The 22,527-nt window shown below is 62.5% G+C and carries 23 protein-coding genes and 1 tRNA gene; 9 read left to right on the top strand and 15 right to left on the bottom strand.

The window, feature by feature from the left end:
• Positions 1–7: 7 nt before the first annotated feature.
• From LB516_RS16825 to LB516_RS16850, 6 genes are all read right to left on the bottom strand, one after another.
• The gene (locus LB516_RS16825) at positions 8–3,802 is read right to left on the bottom strand and encodes a vitamin B12-dependent ribonucleotide reductase (RefSeq protein ID WP_224720025.1); all 3,795 of its coding nucleotides are present in this window, start codon (positions 3,800–3,802) and stop codon (positions 8–10) included.
• A 672-nt stretch (positions 3,803–4,474) separates the two neighbouring features.
• Entirely contained in the window at positions 4,475–4,786 is a 312-nt protein-coding gene (locus LB516_RS16830) for a PilZ domain-containing protein (protein WP_015318086.1), read from the bottom strand.
• A 91-nt stretch (positions 4,787–4,877) separates the two neighbouring features.
• The gene (locus LB516_RS16835; RefSeq protein WP_015318085.1) at positions 4,878–5,366 is read right to left on the bottom strand and encodes an NUDIX hydrolase; all 489 of its coding nucleotides are present in this window, start codon (positions 5,364–5,366) and stop codon (positions 4,878–4,880) included.
• Between the two features lie 210 nt (positions 5,367–5,576).
• On the bottom strand, positions 5,577–6,077 hold the full coding sequence (gpt, locus tag LB516_RS16840; protein ID WP_015318084.1) for a xanthine phosphoribosyltransferase: 501 nt from the start codon (positions 6,075–6,077) through the stop codon (positions 5,577–5,579).
• 115 nt (positions 6,078–6,192) lie between these two features.
• Entirely contained in the window at positions 6,193–7,026 is an 834-nt protein-coding gene (locus LB516_RS16845) for a universal stress protein (RefSeq protein ID WP_224720026.1), read from the bottom strand.
• Positions 7,027–7,108: 82 nt separating this feature from the next.
• Complete coding sequence (locus LB516_RS16850; protein WP_224720027.1) at positions 7,109–7,852, bottom strand: competence/damage-inducible protein A; 744 nt, start codon at positions 7,850–7,852, stop codon at positions 7,109–7,111.
• Positions 7,853–8,216: 364 nt separating this feature from the next.
• Between LB516_RS16850 and LB516_RS16855 the strand changes: the two genes are divergently transcribed.
• A complete protein-coding gene (locus tag LB516_RS16855) occupies positions 8,217–8,501 on the top strand; it encodes a hypothetical protein (RefSeq protein ID WP_015318081.1) in 285 nt (94 codons plus the stop codon).
• Positions 8,502–8,571: 70 nt separating this feature from the next.
• Here LB516_RS16855 and LB516_RS16860 read toward each other — a convergent pair whose 3' ends face one another.
• The 3 genes from LB516_RS16860 to LB516_RS16870 form a co-directional block, all read right to left on the bottom strand.
• Complete coding sequence (locus LB516_RS16860; RefSeq protein WP_015318080.1) at positions 8,572–8,811, bottom strand: DUF2188 domain-containing protein; 240 nt, start codon at positions 8,809–8,811, stop codon at positions 8,572–8,574.
• 29 nt (positions 8,812–8,840) lie between these two features.
• Positions 8,841–9,119, bottom strand: coding sequence for a DUF982 domain-containing protein (locus LB516_RS16865; protein WP_032935880.1), 279 nt, complete (start codon positions 9,117–9,119; stop codon positions 8,841–8,843).
• Positions 9,120–9,203: 84 nt separating this feature from the next.
• Positions 9,204–10,307, bottom strand: coding sequence for an NADH:flavin oxidoreductase/NADH oxidase (locus tag LB516_RS16870; protein ID WP_224682280.1), 1,104 nt, complete (start codon positions 10,305–10,307; stop codon positions 9,204–9,206).
• Between the two features lie 155 nt (positions 10,308–10,462).
• On the opposite strand from LB516_RS16870, the gene LB516_RS16875 reads away from it, so the two are divergent.
• On the top strand, positions 10,463–11,041 hold the full coding sequence (locus tag LB516_RS16875; RefSeq protein ID WP_224682279.1) for an NUDIX domain-containing protein: 579 nt from the start codon (positions 10,463–10,465) through the stop codon (positions 11,039–11,041).
• A 22-nt stretch (positions 11,042–11,063) separates the two neighbouring features.
• On the opposite strand, the gene LB516_RS16880 is transcribed toward LB516_RS16875, so the two are convergent.
• On the bottom strand, positions 11,064–11,603 hold the full coding sequence (locus tag LB516_RS16880) for a J domain-containing protein (RefSeq protein ID WP_015318076.1): 540 nt from the start codon (positions 11,601–11,603) through the stop codon (positions 11,064–11,066).
• Between the two features lie 209 nt (positions 11,604–11,812).
• On the opposite strand from LB516_RS16880, the gene LB516_RS16885 reads away from it, so the two are divergent.
• The 3 genes from LB516_RS16885 (at position 11,813) to LB516_RS16895 (ending at position 13,943) form a co-directional block, all read left to right on the top strand.
• On the top strand, positions 11,813–12,100 hold the full coding sequence (locus tag LB516_RS16885) for a PilZ domain-containing protein (RefSeq protein ID WP_224682278.1): 288 nt from the start codon (positions 11,813–11,815) through the stop codon (positions 12,098–12,100).
• A gap of 287 nt (positions 12,101–12,387) precedes the next feature.
• Positions 12,388–12,987, top strand: a complete 600-nt coding sequence (locus LB516_RS16890) for a carbonic anhydrase (protein ID WP_224643686.1) — start codon at positions 12,388–12,390, stop codon at positions 12,985–12,987.
• Positions 12,988–13,187: 200 nt separating this feature from the next.
• Positions 13,188–13,943 carry a DUF4239 domain-containing protein gene (locus LB516_RS16895; protein ID WP_224682276.1) on the top strand — a complete coding sequence of 252 codons (756 nt, stop codon included), beginning with the start codon at positions 13,188–13,190 and terminating at the stop codon, positions 13,941–13,943.
• An 82-nt stretch (positions 13,944–14,025) separates the two neighbouring features.
• Here the strand turns inward: LB516_RS16895 and LB516_RS16900 are convergent.
• Positions 14,026–14,111: transfer RNA gene (locus tag LB516_RS16900), tRNA-Leu, on the bottom strand.
• A gap of 283 nt (positions 14,112–14,394) precedes the next feature.
• Entirely contained in the window at positions 14,395–15,057 is a 663-nt protein-coding gene (locus LB516_RS16905) for an outer membrane protein (protein WP_224682275.1), read from the bottom strand.
• A 187-nt stretch (positions 15,058–15,244) separates the two neighbouring features.
• Between LB516_RS16905 and LB516_RS16910 the strand changes: the two genes are divergently transcribed.
• Positions 15,245–15,622, top strand: coding sequence for a SecDF P1 head subdomain-containing protein (locus LB516_RS16910; protein WP_224720028.1), 378 nt, complete (start codon positions 15,245–15,247; stop codon positions 15,620–15,622).
• An 84-nt stretch (positions 15,623–15,706) separates the two neighbouring features.
• Complete coding sequence (ade, locus tag LB516_RS16915) at positions 15,707–17,524, top strand: adenine deaminase (protein ID WP_224720029.1); 1,818 nt, start codon at positions 15,707–15,709, stop codon at positions 17,522–17,524.
• Positions 17,525–17,548: 24 nt separating this feature from the next.
• Here the strand turns inward: ade and LB516_RS16920 are convergent, their stop codons facing one another.
• On the bottom strand, positions 17,549–18,709 hold the full coding sequence (locus LB516_RS16920) for an alpha/beta hydrolase (RefSeq protein WP_224682273.1): 1,161 nt from the start codon (positions 18,707–18,709) through the stop codon (positions 17,549–17,551).
• A 143-nt stretch (positions 18,710–18,852) separates the two neighbouring features.
• Positions 18,853–19,926, bottom strand: a complete 1,074-nt coding sequence (locus LB516_RS16925) for an alpha/beta hydrolase (RefSeq protein ID WP_224682272.1) — start codon at positions 19,924–19,926, stop codon at positions 18,853–18,855.
• Between the two features lie 397 nt (positions 19,927–20,323).
• On the opposite strand from LB516_RS16925, the gene ilvA reads away from it, so the two are divergent.
• Both ilvA and LB516_RS16935 read left to right on the top strand, forming a co-directional pair.
• Positions 20,324–21,580, top strand: a complete 1,257-nt coding sequence (gene ilvA / locus LB516_RS16930) for a threonine ammonia-lyase IlvA (RefSeq protein ID WP_224682271.1) — start codon at positions 20,324–20,326, stop codon at positions 21,578–21,580.
• Positions 21,577–22,131, top strand: coding sequence for a DUF1697 domain-containing protein (locus LB516_RS16935; RefSeq protein WP_023773109.1), 555 nt, complete (start codon positions 21,577–21,579; stop codon positions 22,129–22,131). Before ilvA ends, LB516_RS16935 begins: the two co-directional genes overlap by 4 nt.
• A 47-nt stretch (positions 22,132–22,178) precedes the next feature.
• Here LB516_RS16935 and LB516_RS16940 read toward each other — a convergent pair whose 3' ends face one another.
• Positions 22,179–22,472 carry a DUF2218 domain-containing protein gene (locus tag LB516_RS16940; protein WP_224682270.1) on the bottom strand — a complete coding sequence of 98 codons (294 nt, stop codon included), beginning with the start codon at positions 22,470–22,472 and terminating at the stop codon, positions 22,179–22,181.
• Positions 22,473–22,527: the final 55 nt, after the last annotated feature.

Consider the following 22,527-nt stretch of genomic DNA (forward strand, 5'->3'; position numbering starts at 1 on the left):
AAACCCCTCAGCTGCACCCGCTCGTGGCGCCGCAAGTATCGCACTTCTCGCAGGTCCCGTTCCGCACCATCGTAAAGTTCTGGCATTCGGAGCAGGAATTGCCGGTGTAGCCCTGCAGCAGCGACTTGGCGCGGCGGTCGGCGGCGAGTTTCTTCGCTTCGGCCGCTTCATGGGCCGCCGTATCGGTGAACAGCGCCGCGGTGGTATCGGTGGAGGCATCGGAGGCCGCTTCCTCAAAGGCGATGTCTTCGGCCAATTCCCTAGCCCGCTCCTCATAGTCGCGCTTGTAGGCGACCGCCTCGTCGGTTGCGGGCTTCAAGGCCAGCACGTTGGAGCCGGAGAAGGCTGTCGGCGCCGAGCGGGCAGGGGTGCCGGAGCCGGCAAAGCCCTTCGGCTCACTGCCGCTTGCCCTCGACACCAGCTTCACCGGCGAACCGCGGGTCAGGCCCTTGGAAACGGCGTCGGTCTTGCCTTCGCTGATGCCACGGCCGAGTGCGGTATTGGAGAAATCCGACTGGTCGACATGGGCGAGATCGTTGCGGCCGAGATACGAAATGGCCAGCTCACGGAACACGTAGTCGAGGATCGACGTCGCGCTCTTGATGGCATCGTTGCCGATGACCATGCCGGCCGGCTCGAACTTGGTGAAGGTGAAGGCGTGCACATATTCGTCGAGCGGCACGCCATACTGCAGGCCAAGCGAGATCGCGATGGCGAAGTTGTTGAGAAGGCCACGCAGGGTGGCACCCTCCTTGTTCATGTCGATGAAGATCTCGCCGAGACGCCCATCGTCATATTCGCCGGTGCGCAGGAAGATGGTGTTGCCGCCGATTTTGGCCTTCTGTGTATAACCCTTGCGGCGGCCGGGCAACTTTTCCTGCTCACGCGACACGCGTTCGATGATGCGTTCGACGATGCGCTCGGTGATCTGCGCCGCGCGCGCCGCCGCCGGTGCCTGGATCAGCTGCTCGACCGCATCATCCTCATCCTCCTCGCCATCGGCGAGCAGCGAGGCATTGAGCGGCTGCGACAGCTTCGAGCCGTCGCGGTAGAGCGCGTTTGCCTTCAGCGCCAGCTTCCACGACAGCATGTAGGCGCTCTTGGCGTCCTCCACCGTCGCGTCATTCGGCATGTTGATGGTCTTGGAAATGGCGCCGGAAATGAAGGGCTGCGCCGCCGCCATCATCTGGATATGGCTGTTGATAGACAGCGAGCGCTTGCCGATCTTGCCGCAGGGGCTGGCGCAGTCGAACACGGGGAGGTGTTCGGCCTTGAGGAAGGGCGCGCCTTCCAGCGTCATCGCACCGCAGACATGGATGTTGGCGGCCTCGATGTCCTTCCTGGAGAAACCCAGTGCCGGCAGCATTTCGAACGAGAAGTCGTTGAGCTGCTCGTCGGTGAAACCGAAGGTCTCCTTCACCCAGTCGGCGCCGAGCGTCCACTGGTTGAAGACGAACTTGATGTCGAAGGCCGACTTCAGCGCCGCGTTGAGCGCCGCGATCTTGTCGTCGGTGAAGCCCTTGGCCTTGAGCGAGCCGGGGTTGACGGCCGGCGCCTGGTTGAGATTGCCGTGGCCGACGGCATAGGCCTCGATCTCGGCGATCTGGCTCTCGGAATAGCCCAGCGTGCGAAGCGCTTCCGGCACGGCGCGGTTGATGATCTTGAAATAGCCGCCGCCGGCGAGCTTCTTGAACTTCACCAGGGCGAAATCGGGCTCGATACCGGTGGTGTCGCAATCCATGACCAGGCCGATCGTGCCGGTCGGCGCGATCACGGTTGCCTGTGCGTTGCGGTAGCCATGCTCCTCGCCGAGTTCGATGGCGCGGTCCCAGGCGGCCTTGGCATGGATGGCCAGATCCTGCTGCTTCAGGTCCGATGCGACGAGAGGCACAGGATTGACGGCCAGCTTCTCGTAGCCGTCCTTGTCGCCATAGGCGGCGCGGCGATGATTGCGCATGACGCGCAGCATGTTCTGGGCGTTGCGGTCATAGTCGGGAAAGGCGCCGAGTTCGGAGGCCATCTCGGCCGAGGTGGAGTAGGCGACGCCGGTCATGATGGCGGTCAGCGCGGCACAGATGGCGCGGCCCTCGTCGGAATCGTAGGGAATGCCCGACGTCATCAGCAGGCCGCCAATATTGGCGTAGCCGAGGCCCAGCGTGCGGTAGTCGTAGGAGAGCTTGGCGATCTCCTTCGACGGGAACTGCGCCATCATGACCGAAATTTCCAGCACCATGGTCCACAGCCGCACGGTGTGCTCGTAGGCTGCGATATCGATGGTGCCGTCGGTGTTGCGGTAGGGCAGCAGGTTGATCGAGGCGAGATTGCAGGCCGTGTCGTCGAGGAACATGTATTCCGAGCACGGGTTGGAGGCCCGGATCGCACCGGCCGAAGCGCAGGTGTGCCAATCGTTCATCGTGGTGTTGAAGTGCAGGCCGGGATCAGCCGACGCCCAGGCGGCGTAGCCGATCTTTTCCCAGAGGTCCCGCGCCTTCAGTGTCTTCAAGACCTTGCCGTCCTTACGGGCGGTCAGATGCCAGTCTGCGTCCTCTTCAACGGCGCGCAGGAAATTGTCCTTCAGCGACACCGAATTGTTGGAGTTCTGGCCCGAAACGGTGAGATAAGCGTCAGAATCCCAGTCGGTGTCGTAGGTCTTGAACGCCATCGAGGTGTAGCCCTGCTTGGCGAACTGGATGACGCGGTAGATGTAGTTTTCCGGCACAGCCGATTTCTTGGCCAACTTGATTTCGCGCTTCAGCGCCGTGTTGATGGCCGGATCGAAGCAGTCGTCGTCATGGCCTTCGCAGTTCACGCAGGCCTTCATGATCGCTTCGAGATGCTTCTTGACGATCTTGGAGCCGGTCACCAGCGAGGCGACCTTCTGCTCTTCATTGACCTTCCAGTCGATGAATTCCTCGATATCGGGGTGGTCGGCGTCGACGATGACCATTTTCGCCGCACGGCGCGTCGTGCCGCCCGACTTGATGGCGCCGGCGGCGCGGTCGCCGATCTTGAGGAAGCTCATCAGGCCGGACGAGCGGCCGCCGCCGGACAGCTTTTCGCCTTCGCCGCGCAGCAGCGAGAAGTTCGAGCCGGTGCCGGAGCCATATTTGAACAGGCGCGCCTCGCGCACCCACAGATCCATGATGCCGCCCTCGTTGACGAGGTCGTCCTGCACGCCCTGGATGAAGCAGGCATGCGGCTGCGGATGCTCGTAGGAGGATTTCGACTTGGTCAGCTTGCCGGTGAACGGGTCGACATAGAAGTGACCCTGGCTAGGACCGTCGATGCCATAGGCCCAGTGCAGGCCGGTGTTGAACCATTGCGGCGAGTTCGGCGCGACGCGCTGGGTCGCCAGCATATAGGCAAGCTCGTCACGGAAGGCGCGCGCGTCTTCCTCCGAAGCCTTGAAGTAGCCGCCCTTCCAGCCCCAATAGGTCCAGGTGCCGGCCAGCCGGTCGAAGACCTGGCGGGCGTCGATCTCGGAGCCGTAGCGCTCGGCCTCGGGAAGCTTGGCGAGTTCGGCTTCGTCGGCGACGGAACGCCACAGGAAAGAGGGGACGTCGTTCTCCTCGACCTTCTTCAGGCGCGCGGGAACGCCGGCCTTGCGGAAATATTTCTGAGCCAGGATGTCGGCGGCGACCTGGGAAAACTGCGCAGGCACATCGATGTTGTCCAGGCGGAACACCACCGAGCCATCCGGATTCTTGATCTCGGAAAGCGCCTTGCGGAATTCGATCTCCGCATAAGCGGCCCCTTCTTGGCCTGCATGTCCTGGCTTGGTGAAACGACGCTCGATGCGCATTGGTCCGGTCCCTTTTGTCTACATATAGCGCTTTCATCAGGGGATTTCTGCCCCAAAAGACGAAACGCGCAGTCCGCCGTTTGCCGGCATTGCGAACAATGCCGGCATCTCCTCTTCGCAGGCTCGGCCACGCACACGACAATACGCCTTGCCAGGCATCTGCCGAGGCTGCCAACCGGCCCGCGGGCCCCTCAAAACTGAATTTTTCGATTCCCTCACTCGAGGGAAATTCACACTATCTAGCGTCGAACTTAGCTGCAAACACTAAATATAGTATTAACAGACAATTTATTCCAGTCCGACAATTCTCCCTTTCGTCGCCCACCCAACCCACGATCCCAACGCTTCCGCCGGCCTCGTAAACAGGCGGAAATGCGGGCAAAACGCACATAATCCGGGAAAAAGACCGGGCTCAGAACTTTCCGGTCGCGCTCTCAACAGGAGCGCATGGCCTATAAAAGGCGACTCGTTTCGAGCCGTCAAGGATTCGTTTGCGTAGCTTTTGTGACCCCAACATCTTGTGTGTCACACATGTGGATAACGGGGATAGAATCGACCCGCCGTCGGCCGTCGGCCCGGCGGCAAGCCGGTGCGATCGTTGGCCAGCGGCACGGGCGCTGCGAAACATTTGCTGGATGCCGCAAAAAGCCAGCCAAGCCGGTGGGCCGGGCCTCAGCCGTAGTGTAGCTTCGGCTTGGGTTCGGTCCCGTTGAACTGTACGCCGATCCGGTCGCTGCGGCGCCAGCGGACCTCGCAGCGATAGGCGACGCCGTCGAGCGGTATGTAGAGAAGGAAATGATCGGGAACCCTGGCTTCGGCCGGTAATTTCAGTTCGGCGCCGCCTGCATGCTGGTTGCGCACCGTACAGGCGACTTCGGAATTCTGGATCCCCGTGATGACTGTTCCACCTTTGAGCACGCGCGGGCGATGCTCGCGCTGCGGCTCGCCGGGGTCGTGCTGAAGTGGGTCTGCGGGATTCGCCATCGATCAAACGCCAGGAACGATCGATCCTAACCACCAAAAATTAGCAAACCCTTGCGGCACAAGGTTGTGCGTCTGCCGCGAAAGGCGTCGATCAGGAGAACCTGCGTGGGTCGGCACAGAAATAGGCGATGATCTGGCAAAGGTCGGGTTCATTGACCATGCGCACCGCTTCGCTGGAGCTGACCCATTTGCGGGTGCGGGAGTGCTTTTCCTTCCAGCGGTCCGCGATCTTGTCGACGTGCAGTGGGAACACCAGAACCTCGCAAGGCACTTCTTCGCCCGAAGCCAGCACCTTGGCATAGAAATAGCGGCCGGCTTCGAGATGAGAGATGTTTCCGCGCAAACCGGCTTCCTCGGCGGCCTCGCGGGCGGCCGCTTCGCAGAGCGGCTCCCTGGCTTCCGGCCAGCCTTTTGGAAGCACCCAGCGGCCAGTATCACGGCTGGTGATCAACATGACCTCGACGCCGTTCCCGACATCGCGCCAGGGCAGGGCGGCAACCTGCAGACGGCACGGCGCCGTGCCAAAGAGTCGCCTGACCCTTTCAGCAAGGTGGTTGTGCGTCGTTGGCCGTGTCAACATCGGAGAAGCTAGCCCCAGCCTCCAGAATCGTTTGCCGTCTCATGAATCTTACGGCTAATTGTGACCAATAAAAGTAAAAACTTCGGTCACGCTGGCTGATTTCCGCCAACAAGGGTCGATTTCACAGGATATCTTGGCGGCGGATGCCTTCGCGCAAGCAAATATTGCCGTCGGCGCTGGCTTGATTGGAAAAAAGCAGCTTGCCGCGAATCAGCCGGCGTGATCGTCGGCGATCGGCTTCTGATAGGTGAAACCCATGTCCCAAGGGAAATAGATCCAGGTATCCTGGCTGACCTCGGTGACGAACGTATCGACCAGCGGCCGGCCTTTCGGCTTGGCGTAGACTGTCGCGAAATGGGCCTTCGGCATCATTGCCCGCACGATGCCGGCGGTCTTGCCGGTGTCGGTTAGGTCGTCGACGATCAGCACGCCGGCGCCATCGTCGGCCAGCAAGGCCGGCGTGATCTCCTTCAGCACCTGCAACTGCCCTTGGCTGGTGTAGTCGTGATAGGAGGCGACACAGACCGTCTCGATCACGCGGATGCCGAGTTCGCGCGAAATGATCGCCGCCGGGACCAGGCCACCACGCGTGATGCACACGATAGCCTTCCACTGACCTTTGCTGGTGCCGGCAAGCCGCCAGGCAAGTGCGCGCGCGTCGCGATGGAACTGGTCCCAGGAGACCGGGAAGGCTTTTTCGGGAAGGGACATGTCTCGCGCACTCCACGGCACGCGGCGGCCGCGTGCAAGAAACAGGGGAATGCGCGCGGAATTAACTGGAAACCCCCGGACTTGGCAAGGGTGGCCGGCAGCAATCGCTGTGGACTTATCGCGACAGGAAGGCCGCGACCTGTGCCGAGCGCAGCACCGAGCGTGTTACCCCGCCGAAGAGCAGCTGGCGCAGCCAGGAGTGGCTGTAGGCGCCAAGCACCAGCAGATCGGCGCCGGTCTCGGTGATCCTGTTCTGGATTATGTCGTCGACCGAGGTGCCGCCCGATTTCTGCACCGAGACGCTAACGGTGGCGCCGTGGCGCGACAGGGCCGACGCGATTTCGGCGCCCGCGGCCTCCGGGCGCTCGTCGAGCGTATCGGGCGGATCGATGACCAGTATGTCGGTTTTCTCGGCCTCGATGATGAAAGGCAAGGCATCGAAGGCGGCGCGCGCGGCCTCCTTGCTGCCGTTCCAGGCAAGCAGCACGCGTTTGAAGGTGGTGACCAGCGGACCCGCACTCGGCACCACCAGCACCGGCCGGCCGGCGTCGTAGACAAGCGTATCGACGTCGGCGCTCGGATCGCCGCCGGTCTCGCGTTGGGCGGCGATGATGAGATCGGAGGCGCGCACGCTTGAAATCCCGGTCAGTGCGCTGTCGCCGGAGAAGCTCTCCAGGCTGCGCCATTCGAAGGAAAGGCCGGAATCCTCGATCCGCTTCAGGAAGACAGCCTGGAGTTTGTCGGCCCGCTCCCGGTTCATGTCGGCGGAAACCTGCAGGAATTCCGTATCGGGAAAGCCCGTCGCCGACGTGTAGGGCACCGGGAGCGCCTCGGCATGGATGCCGATCAGATGGCTCTCGAAGCGGCTGGCAAGCGGAATGGCGCAGTCGAGCACCCGCTCGGCGTCCTGCTCGTTCTGCAGAATGGCAACGATGGTCTTGAAACGCATGATGACCCCTCGATCGTGCGAGCGACGAGCCCCGCGCCATGGAAACGCTGTAGCGTCGTTCTTGGTTCCGGTTTGCAGCGGATCAGCTCGCCTCAGCCGCGAAGCCTGCCACCATGGCCTCGACGTCGGCGCGCGCGGCTTCGAGCGCCTTCGCGCTGCGGGCACGAACGACCAGTTCGGTCCAGAACTTGCCGTCGCCATACTTAGGGTAGGAGCCGATGATCGTATCCGGATGGGCTTTCTGGATCTCGCCCAATGGCCCGCCGACAAGGCCCTCGCCGAACGGACAGTGCACCGTGGCCGACAGCATTTTGGTGCCGGCTCTCAAGGTCGGCACGACATTGTCGAGCATGGCCTGGAAGATCGAGGGCACGCCGGCCATGACATGGACGTTGCCAATGCGGAATCCGGGCGCCACGGAGACGGGGTTGTCGATATGGTCGGCGCCGCGCGGCATCCGCGCCATGCGCTTGCGTGCCTCCGTGTATTCGATGCCGCGCGCGGCATAGCTCGCCTCCAGCAGGGCATAGGCCTTGGCATCGTATTCGCAAGGCACGCCGAACGCCTTGGCGATCGAATCGGCTGTGATGTCGTCATGCGTCGGGCCGATGCCGCCGGTGGTGAAGACATAGGTATAGCGCGCGCGCACGGCATTCACCGCCGCGACGATCTCGTCTTCCTCGTCGGGAACAATGCGCACCTCCTTCAGGTCGATGCCGATCGCCGTCATGATATCGGCGAGATGGCCGATGTTCTTGTCCTTGGTGCGGCCGGACAGAATCTCATCGCCGATGACGAGCATGGCGGCAGTGACGATTTCAGGCATGGAACGCTCCGGCAGGACGGGTCGCCTGAAATAGCGCGGCGGATGGGCGGCGGCAATGCCGTCCAAAGGCGAACGATCCGACACGTCCACCACACCTGCATTGCAGTACCAAGCGCGGCTTGACCAGGATGGGAACAAGCCCTTCCGGATTGTCCTCGGTCGCGGAGGGCGACCAGGGCCGAGGTGGTGCCGCAATCCGTCGCGCCCGAACAGGTCACAGCCTTCGAGCGCATGGCGGCACGCGCTTTTGTCACCCGACATCACCGCCACTTCACGAGAATTTCAGGGAACCATTCGGCTGACGGTCAGGTTTACCCCGTGTCGCATCCCAAGGCGGCCAAGATCAAGATACGGAGTAAAATCAATGTACAGGAAACTTTTCGCAGCATCCGTCCTGACGATCGGTCTCGCCACATCGGCGATGGCCCAATCGTCGGACGCTACCTATTCCAACCATCACAATTGGTGGCTGTTCGGCAATGAGGATTCCTCGGCCATCGACCAGAGCACCACTGGCAGCATCAACGCCGACGGCTCCGGATTGAGTACGCTTGGCAACCCCGGCCCGGCCGGGCCTTGTGCCTCAAGCACGCCAGGCCCCGATGCGAACGCTCAGGGCAACGTCAACGATCAGTATTGCGGCAAGTAAATAGGCAGCCGCGTATTGCCTGCCGCGGGACGCCGTCTCTCCTAGCGTCCGCGGCTGGCGCAGGGCTGGATCAATCCGAGATTTCAGTCTGAGGCCGATCGCGGCCGTCGGCCAGTTCCTCGTGCCATTTGCCCTCGGCGTCCTCATACTGGATACCATCGGTGGAACCCGCCACCTGCTGTTCGGCCGAAGCGATCTCGGCGGCACGCAATGCATCCTGATGGGTCGGAAATGTCTCCGAGAAGGTCGCACCGACCTTGTAGGCCCAGCCACCGTCATGCTCGACGATCTTGTAAGTCAGCTTCGCCATCAAAACCTCCAGTTAAAAGGTCCGCCTGCTCAATGCAGCCGGTCGTCGGGCAGCTTGTCGTCGGGCACCAGCACTTCCGATTCCCTGGCCGCCTCGATCAGTGCCCGGCGCGCTTCCGCTGTCGAACGATAACCTTCCAGCACTTTGAGGCAAGTGTCGAGGGCATCACGATGACGAGGCCCGCGATTGAGCGGCCACACCGTCATCAGGCACTCGGCCGCCTCCTGGGTCGAGCGGATATGGCGATATTTGCCGACATGGCCAAGCTCGACCACGACCGGCGTTTCAAAGGGTTTGTTGTCCATCATCATGGCCGCAACGCAAAGCAGCCAATTTGGTTGCAAAAGTGGCCTTCGGCCTGCGCCCAAAGGTCGCGACGGGAGAAAGGGGGATCAGCCGGTGGCCTTCATCCAATGTTCCATCGTCGTCACCGAGCGGGCGAGCTGCGGCGCCGGATGAATTTTTTCGCTGAACGTGGCGGCCGCACGCCATCCCCAGCGCGGATCGGCGAGGAAGGCTCGCGCCAGCGCCACCATGTCGGCGCGACCCTCGGCGATAACAGCCTCGGCCTGTTTCGGGTCATCGATCAGGCCGACCGCCCGGGTCGGGATGCCCGCGCCCTTGCGCAGGGCTTCGGCCAGATGCACCTGATAGCCGGGGCCGGTGGGTAATTTCTGCAATGGCGAATTGCCGCCGCTCGAGCAGCAGAGATAGGCGACGCCTTCGGCCTTCAGCGCTTTCGCCACCTCGACCGCGTCCGCGACGTCAAAGCCGCCATCGACCCAGTCCTTCACCGACAGCCGTGCGCCGAGCATCAGTTTCGGCGCGGCTTTCTTCACCGCCCTGGCGATCTCGACGGCGAGACGCATCCGGTTTTCCAGTGAGCCGCCCCAGCGATCCGTGCGCTGGTTGGACAGCGGCGACAGGAACTGGAAGATGAGGTAGCCATGCGCCGCATGCAGTTCAATGAAGTCGAAGCCGGCACGGTCGGCCCGCCTTGCGGCGTCCGCGAACCGCTCGACGAGCTGCAGGATTTCCTCGTCGTCCAGGGCGCGCGGCACGTTCCAGCCGGCGTCGTAGGCGATGGCCGAGGCCGAGACGGTCTGCCAGGGATCCTCGTTTGGCTGCAACGGGCCGCCGCCTTCCCAAGGCTTGCGGTTCGAGGCCTTGCGGCCGGCATGCGCCAGCTGCGTGCCGAACTTAGTGCCGGGTGCGGCCACGCGCTTGGCCGCATCCAGCGCGCGCCGCGCGGCGGCTTCATTGTCTTCGGAATAGAGGCCGAGACAGCCATGGCTGATGCGCCCGCGCCGCTCGACGTCGGTCATCTCCACCGTGACCATGCCGGCACCGGACATGGCAAGGTTCATCCAGTGGTAAAGATGCCAGTCGCTGGCCGAGCCGTCCTCGGCGGAATACTGGCACATCGGCGCCACGGCGATGCGGTTGGGGAAGGTGAGCCCATCGAGGGTGATCGGCTGGAAAAGCGATGTCGTCATGGAAAAACTCCGGGAAGGGGAATGCGCTATCTAGGCGACGGCACCCGTCCATACCACACACGAGACGGTGAAGCGCGCGCTGGACCAATCGCCGGATTGCGCCTGTTCCGCTTCGCGGCTACGCCTGCGTCCGCCAGCCAGCATCGAGGTGTCATATGGAAGACCGCGTTCGTATCCGCTCGGAAGAGGTTCTCTCCGACGACTGGGCGGTCCTGAAAAAGACCGTGCTCGACTATCGCCGGCGTGACGGTCAATGGGAGACGCAGGTCCGCCAGACCTATGATCGCGGCGACGGCGCGGTGATCCTGCCCTATGACCCCCAGCGTTCGACTGTGCTTCTGGTGCGCCAGTTCCGTTATCCCGCCTATGTCACCGGCCACCGCGAGCCGCTGATCGAGGCCTGCGCCGGCTTGCTGGACGAAAACGATCCGGAAACCGCCATCCGCAAGGAAGCCGAGGAAGAACTGGGTTACCGGTTGAAGGACATCGAGCGGCTGTTTTCGCCTTATATGAGCCCGGGCAGCGTCACCGAGCGGCTCTGGTTCTTCGTCGCGCGCTACTCGCCCGCCGACCGCATCTCGGCCGGCGGCGGCGCTCCGGAGGAGGGCGAGGACATCGAGGTCCTGGAAATGCCGCTCGACGAAGCGCTGGCCGGCATCGCCGGTGGCCGCATTGTCGATGCCAAGACCATCATCCTGATCCAGCACCTGAAGCTGAATCCGGTGACGGCTTGATCAGAGACCGAGCGATCTCAATTCAGCCCGCGTGACCCAACAGTCGGGTGGTGGCCGCGTCACGATGATGTTCGGAATTAACGCGATCGACGCCTTCGACGGTTATGGCGAACGTGCCGTTTTCCGTCCTGGCTATCCAGCCCTTTGCTTTCAGATACCAGAGGTGAAACTCGAGGTGCTCTTGCGGACAGCCTGACATTCGTTCGAGTTCTTCATCGCCTATCCCGGGATGATTGACGTCCTGCCGGCGTTTTACATACAGCAGTGACAGCACTTTGGCTTGAATGACGGAATCTCGATCGAAGCCCTTTGTGTTGCTCGCCTCATCGGTCAGCTCGGCCCGGTGGTTCAAATGCGCCTTGTACTGAATGTCGTACTGCGCACGCTTGACCGGATCCTTGAGCGTGTTGTGAGCCTCAAGAATATCGCTGAAGCGTGACTCGTTCCCAGTGACTTGGTTGTCGGGGTGGTAGCGCATGGCAAAATGCCGAAAAATGCGTTCTATCGTTTCCGAATTGGCATTCGGACTGATTTCCAGCATTTCGTAGAAGTCGATGAACATACCTGGCTTCCCCATGCCATTTTCGCCGTCTGTGTCTCAGCGTCAGGTGACAATTTTGGCGACGACCATAGAGTATATATTTCACGATTTACTAATGTGCCGAGCGTACAAAGGGTCAGATACACGAATTAAGCGAAAACGTCAGACCTTTGCGTCCTGAGCTGCAGACCTTGGTCTGGTAGCATTTCGCTCGTCGGAGGCGGCTTGCCATGACCGATAAACCTTCTGAACCTCCAGTAGAGCGTCGAACGCACTTACGCGAGGTGGTTTTGAAGGAGGCGTTCATAATCGCGCAGGATGGCGAAATAGGCTGCGCCGTCAGAAACCAGCATGAGCATGGCGCCGAGTTGCGTGTCGCTGTGGGGGTTGAAGTGCCAAATACCTTCCGGCTGCGCGTGCCGTTGGACGGTGCGACTTATCGAGCGGAAGTGCGCTGGAGAAAGGGCGAGCGACTGGGCATCCAGATCCACGGCAATTTCTCGCTGAAGGTCACCTAAAGGCGGTAAGCCGGTTGATATGAGGGCACCCAGCACTGCGTTGCCGGTGGCTTTCGTCGTCTCGCATCCCGCCGCCATCTCATCAATTCTGACGTTGTCGCCGATCGCTTGCTATATATTAGAGCAAGCGCATATTATGCCTTGGGGACCAGGGCGGGGAATTGAGAATGTGCTACACCTGTGATGGCAAAGCGGTCGACCGGAGGGACTTCCTCAAAGCCGGCGCGGGGCTCGTTGCATTCGGCGTTGGTGGGGCCACATGGTCGGCGCGCGCGGCCCAAGGTGCGGTGACCGCGCTGAGCCTCGATGACGCGCTCGCCGCACTGAAATCCGGCAACGAACGCTACGTCGGTCACCCGGAACTCTGCTCGATAGACCTTGCCGCGCAGCGGAATGCTGTTGCCGCACACCAGGCGCCCTGGGCCACGATCATCAGTTGCGCCGACAGTCGCGTTCCGCCTGAACTGATCTTCGGCGGTCACGGCGTTGGAGAGCTGTTCGTCGCCCGGAATGCTGGCAACCTCGTCGACACTGCCACGCTCGGCACGGTCGAATACGGGGCAGCGGTGCTCGGCTCGCCCTTGATCGTTGTTCTCGCGCACACAAACTGCGGCGCCGTCAAGGCGGCGTGCGACGTGGTGACCAAGAACGCGACCTATCCTGGCGCGATCGGTCCGATGATCGAACCGATCCTGCCCGCGGCGATAGCAGCGCGGAGCGAAGCGGGTGATTTCGTCGACAACACCGCCAAGGAAAGCGCACGGAGGACCGCGAGGCGACTGGCCGCCTCGAGCAAGGTGCTGGCCGGCCTCATCAAGGCGGGGAAGCTGAAGATAGTCGCGGCAATCTATGACTTGCAAACGGGTGCGGTGACTTACATCGAATGACACACCCGTCATCGAGATCGAAGGCTCTGGGGGCCTCGATGCGTCGGCGTCTGGTTTGGCTTGCCTTCCGTGGGGCGGTGACGGCCACCTATCTCGGCTACAAGGGGCGCGGCAGGCGTTCGGCAGGGCGCAAGGACGCGCCGGAATAGTGATGGCGGTCATCAACTGACGCCTTGCCATTGCCAATCGGAATGAGCGGCATGCGCGAAGCTTTCATCGCAATGGTAATCTTCCTATGCCTGACGGTGGCCGCGCTCGCCAGCACGGCGATATGGCCAAAATTGCCAGCCAAACATCGTGATGACGACACGAACACCGTGGTTCGGCACGCCGCGAACCTGTTCGGGGTCATGACCTCGCTGATGCTCGGCCTGATGATCAACTCGGCCAGGAACACCTTCGAATCGATCGACCGCAACGTGCACGCCTATGCGACCGAATTGATCCTTCTCGACAGGACCTTGCGCCAGTATGGCCCGCAAACCGACACGGTACGCCAGCCGCTGGTCGTCTATGTGCAGCGCGTGGCGGGTGATTCTTCGCCCACCAGCGAGACGCTGGTCGCCGCCAACCGGCTCTCTGAGCAGTTGCTGGCGGAAATCGGCACCCGGCTGAGTGCGCTGGCGCCGACCGACGATGCGCATGGCTTCATTGTGCAGGACGCCCGCCAGCATTTGCAGAAGGTGCTGGAGTTGCGCTGGGTGCTCATCGAGCAGTCGGAGGGCACGATCCCGGTGCCTCTGATCACGCTCCTGGTTACCTGGCTGGTGCTGATCTTCGCCAGCTTCGGCTTCAGGGCGCCACGCAATACGATCACCGTTTCGACCTACGCGGCATCGGCGGCTTTGGTTGCCGGGGCGATCTACCTGATCTTCGACATGGACGTGGCTTTTTCCGGCCCGATCCAGATTTCAATGGCCCCGATGCAGAGGGCGCTGTCCGAGTTACAGCAGTGATCCGCAGCAGTGGCACGCCGGCTAAATGATGCTGCGGCGGTTCAACAGAGAAAAAATCCAAACAAATCTGAAGACTTTTTTCTGGTGCGGACGACGGGAATCGAACCCGTACGATCAGAGATCGAGGGATTTTAAGTCCCTTGCGTCTACCAATTCCGCCACGTCCGCAGGCACGTCCTTTTCAGATGCCAGACACAGCCCGTCAAGTCGTGTTCTGCGGTGGCCGAACGCGCACCCAGAGGAGGTGGCATAACGATACTGGCGCGATCGCGGAATTATGCGCGCCGCGGGCATCGGTAAATATCTGCGTGGCGGATTTCATCCGCCTAGGCCGGCGCCTCTCAGGCCAACCCATCCCCCCGCCCACTTGGGGGCGCCGGCCGCCCCCTTTCCAGCAAGTAGCCGCCGCCGTTGTAAACCTGGGCCGTAAACGTCACGCGTGGAACTGCGTTCAGAATTTGTAGCTGAGATTGATGCCGACCGTGTTCAGTTTCACGCTCTGATCGCGGTCGTTGAAGGGGGCTGGCGCCTCGTGGTTCTCTGAGCCGAAGTCGTAGTAGCGATATTGCGCGCCGACGACGAACTTGTCTGTCAGCGCGTAGTCGACGCCTGCGCCCACGGTCCAGCCGACATTTGTGCCCGTGTTGTCGAACCCTGGCCCCGAGGTCTGCGACGTCTCGATGCCGGCAAAGGCAATGCCGCCGATGCCATAGACCAGCAGGCGGTCCATGGCGAAGCCGGCCTTGGCGTTGACCGACCCGAACCACTTGATGTCGGTGCCGAACGTGTCTCCCAGGCCCGATTGCGCCGTGCCGTCGACCGAGGAATAGTTGAGGTCCGCCTCGGCGCCCAGCACTGCCTGATCAAACTGCCAGAGGCCGGCGACATGGCCGCCGACGAACCCGCCGCCGACGTCCGGCGTGATGGAAAACGGCGCGCCTTCCGTCGTGGTGATCTCGGAGCGGCCCCAGCCATATCCTGCCTGCAGGCCCGCATAGTAGCCGGTCCAGTCGAAGCCAGGCGCGGTCATCGGCACATCGACTGTCGCGTCGGCAGCAAATGCCGGCAAGGACAGGGCAAGAAGACCGGCACTTGCGACCATCAGGCGATGCATCGAACTCCCCGAGAAGAGTCATAGATCCCAGGTCGGAGCCTAACCTGATTTTCGGCAAAACGGAATCGGATTTCTGCAAACGCGGTTAGCGTCCTCGCGGGTCTCAAGGAGTCGGCGGGTAGCGCCCTGCCGCGATTGCGGTGGCGCGCGCCTCGTGCGAAACACCGCCATCGTGAGAGGATCCTTCATGCGCATCTTGTTCCGCTTGGTCGCGGCCGTCGCGGCGGTGGTGCTGGTCGGTCAGGCCGCAGTGGCCGAACCACTGACGCTCATCATTGCCAAGGCCGTCGCCGTTCCCGATTCAGTTTCGGGGCAGGCCAAGCTCAGCCTGAAGCTCACTCCCGACAGCGGCAAAGCCTTTGCCAGGTTTACGGGGGCAAATGTCGGCAAGATTGTCGATCTCAGCATCGACGGCGCCGTGGTGACGTCGCCGCGCATCGTGGAGCCGATACGCGGCGGCGAAATCATGGTCAGCGGCACGTTCAAGGGCGGCGAGGTCGAGCGTATCGCCGAGCGGATTTCAGCCGGCGACGCCAAGGTCGAAGTTGACGTGAAACCGGAGTAATCCGGCAATCTCCAGGCAAATCCATTCTTCCTCGCTGGCCAAAACGCCGTCGGCTTGGCACAGTCGGACAAACAGGAGTCTTTGATGATCAGGAAGCCGCCCGTCCGCGCGACAAAACCCAAACCGTGGACCGAAATGGCGACCGATCTGGTCGATGTCGCGATGGGCCGCAAACCCGCCGATCTGGTCATCCGCAACGGGCGCTGGGTGAACGTCCATTCGGGCGAGATCATCGCCGGCACCGACATCGCCATATCGGGCGGCCGCTTCGCCTATTGCGGGCCGAATGCCAGCCACACGATCGGGCAGGGCACCAAGGTGGCCGACGCCGGCGGCCGCTACCTCGTGCCCGGCCTTTGTGATGCCCACATGCATGTCGAGAGCAGCATGGTCACAGTCACCGAATTCTGCCGCGCCGTCATCCCGCACGGCACCACCTCGATGTTCATCGATCCGCATGAGATCGCCAATGTGCTGGGCCTGCCAGGCGTGCGGCTGATGCATGACGAGGCGGTGGCGATGCCCATCAACGTGCATGTGCAGATGCCGTCCTGCGTGCCGTCGGCACCGGGGCTGGAGCATGCCGGCGCCGAGCTGACGGTCGCCGATGTCGCGGAAGCAATGACCTGGGAAAACATCATCGGGCTCGGCGAAGTGATGAATTTCCCCGGCGTCGCCGCCAACGATCCCGTCATGTCGGGCGAGATCGCCGCCACGGTTCAGGCTGGCAAGACGGTTGGCGGCCACTATGCCTCGCGTGACCTTGGCTTGCCGTTCCATGGCTACGTCGCCGGTGGCCCAGAGGACGACCACGAAGGCACGCGGGCCGAGGATGCCATCGCGCGCGTGCGCCAGGGCATGAAGGCGATGCTGCGGCTGGGCTCGGCATGGTACGACGTTGCCTCTCAGATCAAGGCGGTGACGGAGAGCGGCATTGATCCGCGCAATTTCATCCTCTGCACCGACGACAGCCACTCCGGCACTCTTGTCCAGGACGGCCACATGGACCGGGTGGTGCGCCACGCCATCCAGCAGGGGCTGAAGCCGGTGACCGCGATCCAGATGGCAACGCTCAACACCGCTCAGCATTTCAAACTGGAACGCGAGATCGGTTCGATCGCGCCGGGGCGGTTGGCCGACCTGCTGGTCGTCTCCGATCTCGCCGCAATGAGCATCGACGAGGTCTATGCGCGCGGCGTCAGGCTGGCCAAGGGCGGCAAGCTGGACATCGATATCCCGGCCTATGATTATCCGAAGACGGCGAAGAACACCGTCAAGTTGGGCAAGAAACTGAAGGCCGGCGATTTCGATATCGCGGCACCCAAGGGCGCCAACGAGGTGCGGGTGCGGGTGATCGGCGTCATCGAGAACCAGGCACCGACGCGGGCCCTGGAGGCCGATCTGCCGGTCGAGGACGGGCTGGTCGCGATGGACCGCCGCAACGACGTCTGTCAGATCGCGTTGGTCGAACGGCACAGGGGCACGGGTGGCGTCACCAATGCCTTCGTCTCCGGTTTCGGTTACATGGCCGACTGCGCCATGGCCTCCAGCGTCGCCCATGACGCCCATCACATCATCTGCGTTGGCACCAACAAGCAGGACATGGCGCTGGCCGTGAACCGACTGGGCGAAGTCGGCGGCGGGGTCGTGCTGTTCTCCAGGGGCAAGGAACTGGCGCTGGTCGAAATGCCGATCGCCGGACTGATGTCGGACGAGCGGGCCGAGATCGTCGCCGCCAAGGCCGAGAAACTGACCGAGGCGATGCACAAGATGGGTTGTTCCCTGAACAATGCCTACATGCAGCACTCGCTGCTGGCGCTGGTGGTCATTCCCGAGCTCAGGATTTCCGACGTCGGCCTGATCGACGTGACGACGTTCCAGAAGGTCGATCTGTTCGTCTGAGACCAGCCGTCCGCTCGTGGCTGCTCACCCGCCGGTGGCGATGGTCAGCACCTTGAACGGCGTCGTGATGATGACTTCTGCGGCGGAGCCGACGACCTTTCCCAGGCCCTGACCGATATTGGCGAGCTGTGCCGGGTTCTCGTCCGCGGCGAGCCCGGCCGGCGTGCGCAGCCGGTCGCCCAGCAATTGCACCAGGAACGGGTTGTCGGCGAATTTCGCGTGGTTGAGGCCGCCGTCACCGCCTTTCGTTTTGGTCAGATCGACCACCGACACGCCATAGGAGGCGAGATCGGCGGCATCGCCATAGTCGCCGACGCGCGGTTTGTCGCCGGAGATGAACGAGGACAATTTGAGCGCCCGGTCGTCGCCCGAAAGCAGCACGGCGAACGGCTTGTTGGGTTTGCCATAACGGATCATCTGCTTCTTGAACACGTCGACATCGATGTCCGGTGAGGCAAGGATGACATAACCCAGTTTGCCGCCGAGATCGCGGTCGCCGGTGATGGCAAGTTGGCGCAGCGCCTCCATCGTCAGCCAGGTTCCCATCGAATGGGCGATGATGTCGATGCTCTTGACGCGCGTCTTGGCGAGCATCCTGAGCGTTGCCTCGAGATCGTCACGGGCGGCGGTGGAACTGTCCTTGTCGTAGATGTAGCCCGTCGTCTTGGCGCTCGATGCCCATGAGAACAGCACCGGAGTGCCCGGATATTTGGTGTCGTGGGCGATCTGCGTCAGCCGGTAGATGCCATCGTCGAAACCATTGTTGAAGCCATGCACGAAAACCAGCGCCCGGTCGCCGCGCATGGCGATGTCGGAGCCGACCGCCTTGGCGAATTGCGGCGCGCCTTCGTAGAAGGTGACGTCCGTGGCCGCAAAATCCTTGGCCGGATTGCTGTTGGCGGAACCCTTGGCGCGCTCGATGTTGCCGACCTGATGGCTCTTCGGAACCGTGACATCGACCCGCGCGAAACTGGTGGTCAGGGAACGGTCGCCGTCGAAGACCTGTCGCGTGTCCTTCACCGCTTTCTGGCGGGTGGTGGCGACAAATATCTCATGGGTGGCCGCAATATCGGATGCTGGTACGGTGACCGTCGTCTTGTTGAGCAGATCATGCGTATTTCCGGCGCAGCCAGCGACCAGCAGCGCGAACGCGACGACACCGAAACTCTTCAAGCCCAAGGCCACGCGTCGGCTCCCGCACAGGGGGACGTCAAACGCATGACGTCGCTCGATACTCCGATAAGGCCAGAGGCGGGCGCGGTCCAGTTCAAAGTGAGCCGATCGTTCGGCGATGCTGAACAGGCACGGCGAAATCCGCTGCGCCGCATCTACCGCCCAAGCAGGCTGATGCGGTCGGTCACGTCCCGGTCGCTGGCGAAACCATCGTCCTCGCGCAGCCGCTGGCCGATCATCTTCACCAGTGCCGGATTGTCGGCGAATTTCGTGTGGTTGAAGCTGTCGCTGCCCTTGACCTTGGAGAGATCGACGACCGTCACGCCATAGGAGGCAAGGTCCGCGGCATCCTTGTAGTCGCCGACGCGTGGGCGCGAGCCGGCGATCAGGCCGGACAATCTCAGCGCGCGATCGTCATCAGACAACAGCAGGATGAACGGCTTGTCGGGCTTGCCATAGCGGCGCATCTGGCTCTTGAACACATCGACGTCGATGTCGGGAGAGGCGAGCACCACGTCGCCGAGCTTGCCGCCGAGGTCGCGGTCACCGGTGATGGCGAGCTGGCGCAGTGTCTCCATCGTCACCCAGGTTCCCATCGAATGGGCGACGATGTCGATGCGCCGCGCGCCGCTCTGCGCCAGCATGCGCAACGTCACTTCGAGCTGGTCGCGGGCGGCACTGGCACTTTCCTTGTCATAGACATAGTCGGTGGTCTTGGCTCCCGAGGCCCACGAGAACAGCACCGGCGTTCCCGGATAGCCGGAATCGTGGACGATCTGGGTCAAGCGGTAGACGGCGTCGTCGAAGCCGGTGTTGTAGCCGTGGACGAAGACCATGACGCGGCCGCCGCGTGCCGCTATGTCGGCGCTGAGCGCGCTGGCGAATTTCGGCTGCGTGTCGTAGCCGACGACTTCGGAAGCCATGAAATACTTGGCGGGATCGTTCGATTTGCCGCGCGAGCGCCGCTCGATCTGCCCGGTCTGGTGGAGACCGGGAACGGTGACGTTGACGCGGGCGTAGTTCAGCGTCGCCGAGCGTTCGCCGTCGAAAACCTTGTTTGGATCGTCGGAGGCCTTGCGGGTCGTGGCAATGAAGATCGAGTGGTTGCCCGCGATTTCCGTCACCGGCGCGGACATGACCGCGCTGCCGAGCAGTTCCTCGGTTTTGCGGCCGCCGCAGCCCGCCACCAGCAGCGCAAGCGCAAGAATGCAAATCGTCTTCAAATGCACGTCAAAAAATCCACTCGAGCCCAAAAAGGGCCAATCCACCCTCCGCGATATCTCCCCAGCAGGCGAAGTGCGGCGGAAGTAAGTCGTGTCCAGCCAAAATGCGGTCGGCGCCGCGCGACCGCCGGCGCAGTGTTGCGCGAAAGCCAAAGCGGGCAGCAAGGCCGCAAGGTCGCACAAGACAAGCACCTGCAACTGGCCGGATGTCGAACTTCCGCGTCCACCAATGCGCGGCTCAGCGCGACGAAGAGGCATGAACAAACGTCCCCAAGTGCTTGCTAGCATTTCGGGAAGGCGCCGTTGCGGGCACGGGCTCGACCGGGCAATGGTCTTGCGGGGCCGGATGTGTAATAGGGTTCTCCTCTAACTCGCCCGCAGGCGATCCCGGGATGATCTTGCCATGACCAGCTTTTCCTCGCGCGTCGCCACCGCCGCCTCCGCGATCCGCCAGATCTTCCCGGAAACGCCGCTGCAGGAAAATGACTATCTGTCGAAGAAGACCGGCGCGCGGGTGCTGCTGAAGCGCGAGGATTTGAGCCCCGTGCGCTCCTACAAGATCCGTGGCGCCTTCAACTTCTTCCGCAGGGCGCTTGGCGAAGGCAACCAGGCCGAGCTGTTTGTCTGTGCGTCCGCCGGCAACCACGCGCAGGGCTTCGCCTTCGTCTGCCGCCATTTCGGCAAGAAGGGCGTGGTGTTCATGCCGGTGACGACGCCGCAGCAGAAGATCGACAAGACCAGGCTGTTTGGCGGCGATTTCGTCGAGATCAGGCTGGTCGGCGATTTCTTCGACGACTGCTACCGCGCCGCCTTCGAATTCACCGAAAGATCCGGTGCCCACATGGTGCCGCCCTTCGATCACAAGGATATCATCGAGGGCCAGGCGACGGTCGCCTACGAGATCGCGGACCAGATGCCGGGCGGGCGCATGCCCGACATCGTCATGCTGCCGGTGGGTGGCGGCGGGCTCGCCGCCGGGGTGACGCACTATTTCGCCGATCAGGGCCGCGAGGCGCGTTTCGTCTTCTGCGAGCCGGCCGGCGCGCCGAGCCTGCGTGAGAGCCTCGCCGCGGGAAAACGGCTGAAGCTCGCCAAGGTCGACAACTTCGTCGACGGCGCGGCGGTTGCCGAGATCGGCCGCGAACCTTTGCGCTATCTCAAGGAGTTTGCCGCCGACAGCGTGCGGCTCATCCCGGAAAACCGGCTCTGCGCGACCATGATCGAGATGCTCAACATCGAAGGTGTGGTCCTGGAGCCCGCCGGCGCGCTGGCGATCGACGCGCTGAAGGATTTTTCCAGGAAGGAGATCAGGGGCAAGACCATCGTCGCCGTGGTGTCTGGGGGCAATTTCGATTTCGAGCGGCTGCCGGACGTCAAGGAAAGGGCGCTGCGCTTCGAGGGCCTGAAGAAATATTTCATCATCCGTTTTCCGCAGCGGCCGGGCGCGCTGCGCGACTTCCTCGACATGCTGGGTCCCGACGACGACATCGCCCGCTTCGAATATCTGAAGAAGTCGGCGCGCAATTTCGGCTCGGTGCTGATCGGCATCGAAACCAAGGATCGGCGCAATTTCGATCTCCTTGAGGCAAATTTCGAGGCCGAGGGCGTCCAGTATCAGGACATCACCGAAAACGAGACATTGGCCGGGTTCATCATATGAGCGGAAAGATCTTCATCGCCCTGTTTTCCGGCATCAATGTCGGCGGCAACCGCATCGTCAAGATGGCGGAGTTGCGGGCCTTCTTCGAGGATCTCGGCTTTTCCGATGTCGCCACCTATGTGCAGAGCGGCAATGTCGTGTTCCGGGCCGACAAGGGTGATGCGGCCGCGCTGACCAAACGGATCGAGGCGGCCTTCGAGACAAAATGGGGTTTCCATTCGCGCATCATGGTGCGCGATTTCGAATGGTTCGAAAGGCTGGTGCGCGAAAATCCATATCCGGAAGCGGCCGCCGACCACACAAAGCTCCACGCCTATGCGCTGGAGCGAGAGCCGACCGCCGACGAGGTGGCGCGGTTGGCGGAAAAGTGCACTGGTCCCGAGCGTTTCGAGGTCAAGGGCGACGTGCTCTACCTCAGCGCGCCGGACGGGCTCGGCAAATCGGTGTTCGCCAACCTCATTCCGCGCACGTTGAAAGTGCCGGGCACGGCACGCAATTGGCGTTCGGTGCTGGCGCTGCTGGAGATGGCGGGCAAGTCCGGCAGCGATTGATCCATGCGTCTCGCCGGAAATGCGCGGCGGCGACACGCATGAACGAACTATGCCGCGTCGGCGCGTTTCCAGTCGAAGGCCAGTTCTTCGCGGAACGCAAAGCGCTTGATGTGGTCGGCAACGACGCTTTCGAGGCGCTCGATCGAAGCGGGCTCGTCGGTCGATACCGTGATGTGCAGCGCTGCCCCGTCGGCGTCCATGACCGTACGGCCGAGTGAAAGGTCGATGATGCCGTGGTTGGGGTCGAACTCGACGGGAAACTTGTGCGCCCAATGCTTGCACAGCTGTTGCAGATAGCGGCTTGCATGGGCCGTGGCGACATTGGCATGGCTTGTCGGCATGAAGGTTCTCCGAAGCTCAATCTCATACGAGGCGCCGCTCTTCCGGGCAGGCGCC

It is taken from the genome of Mesorhizobium sp. CO1-1-7 (assembly GCF_020164885.1).
Taxonomy (GTDB): domain Bacteria; phylum Pseudomonadota; class Alphaproteobacteria; order Rhizobiales; family Rhizobiaceae; genus Mesorhizobium; species Mesorhizobium australicum.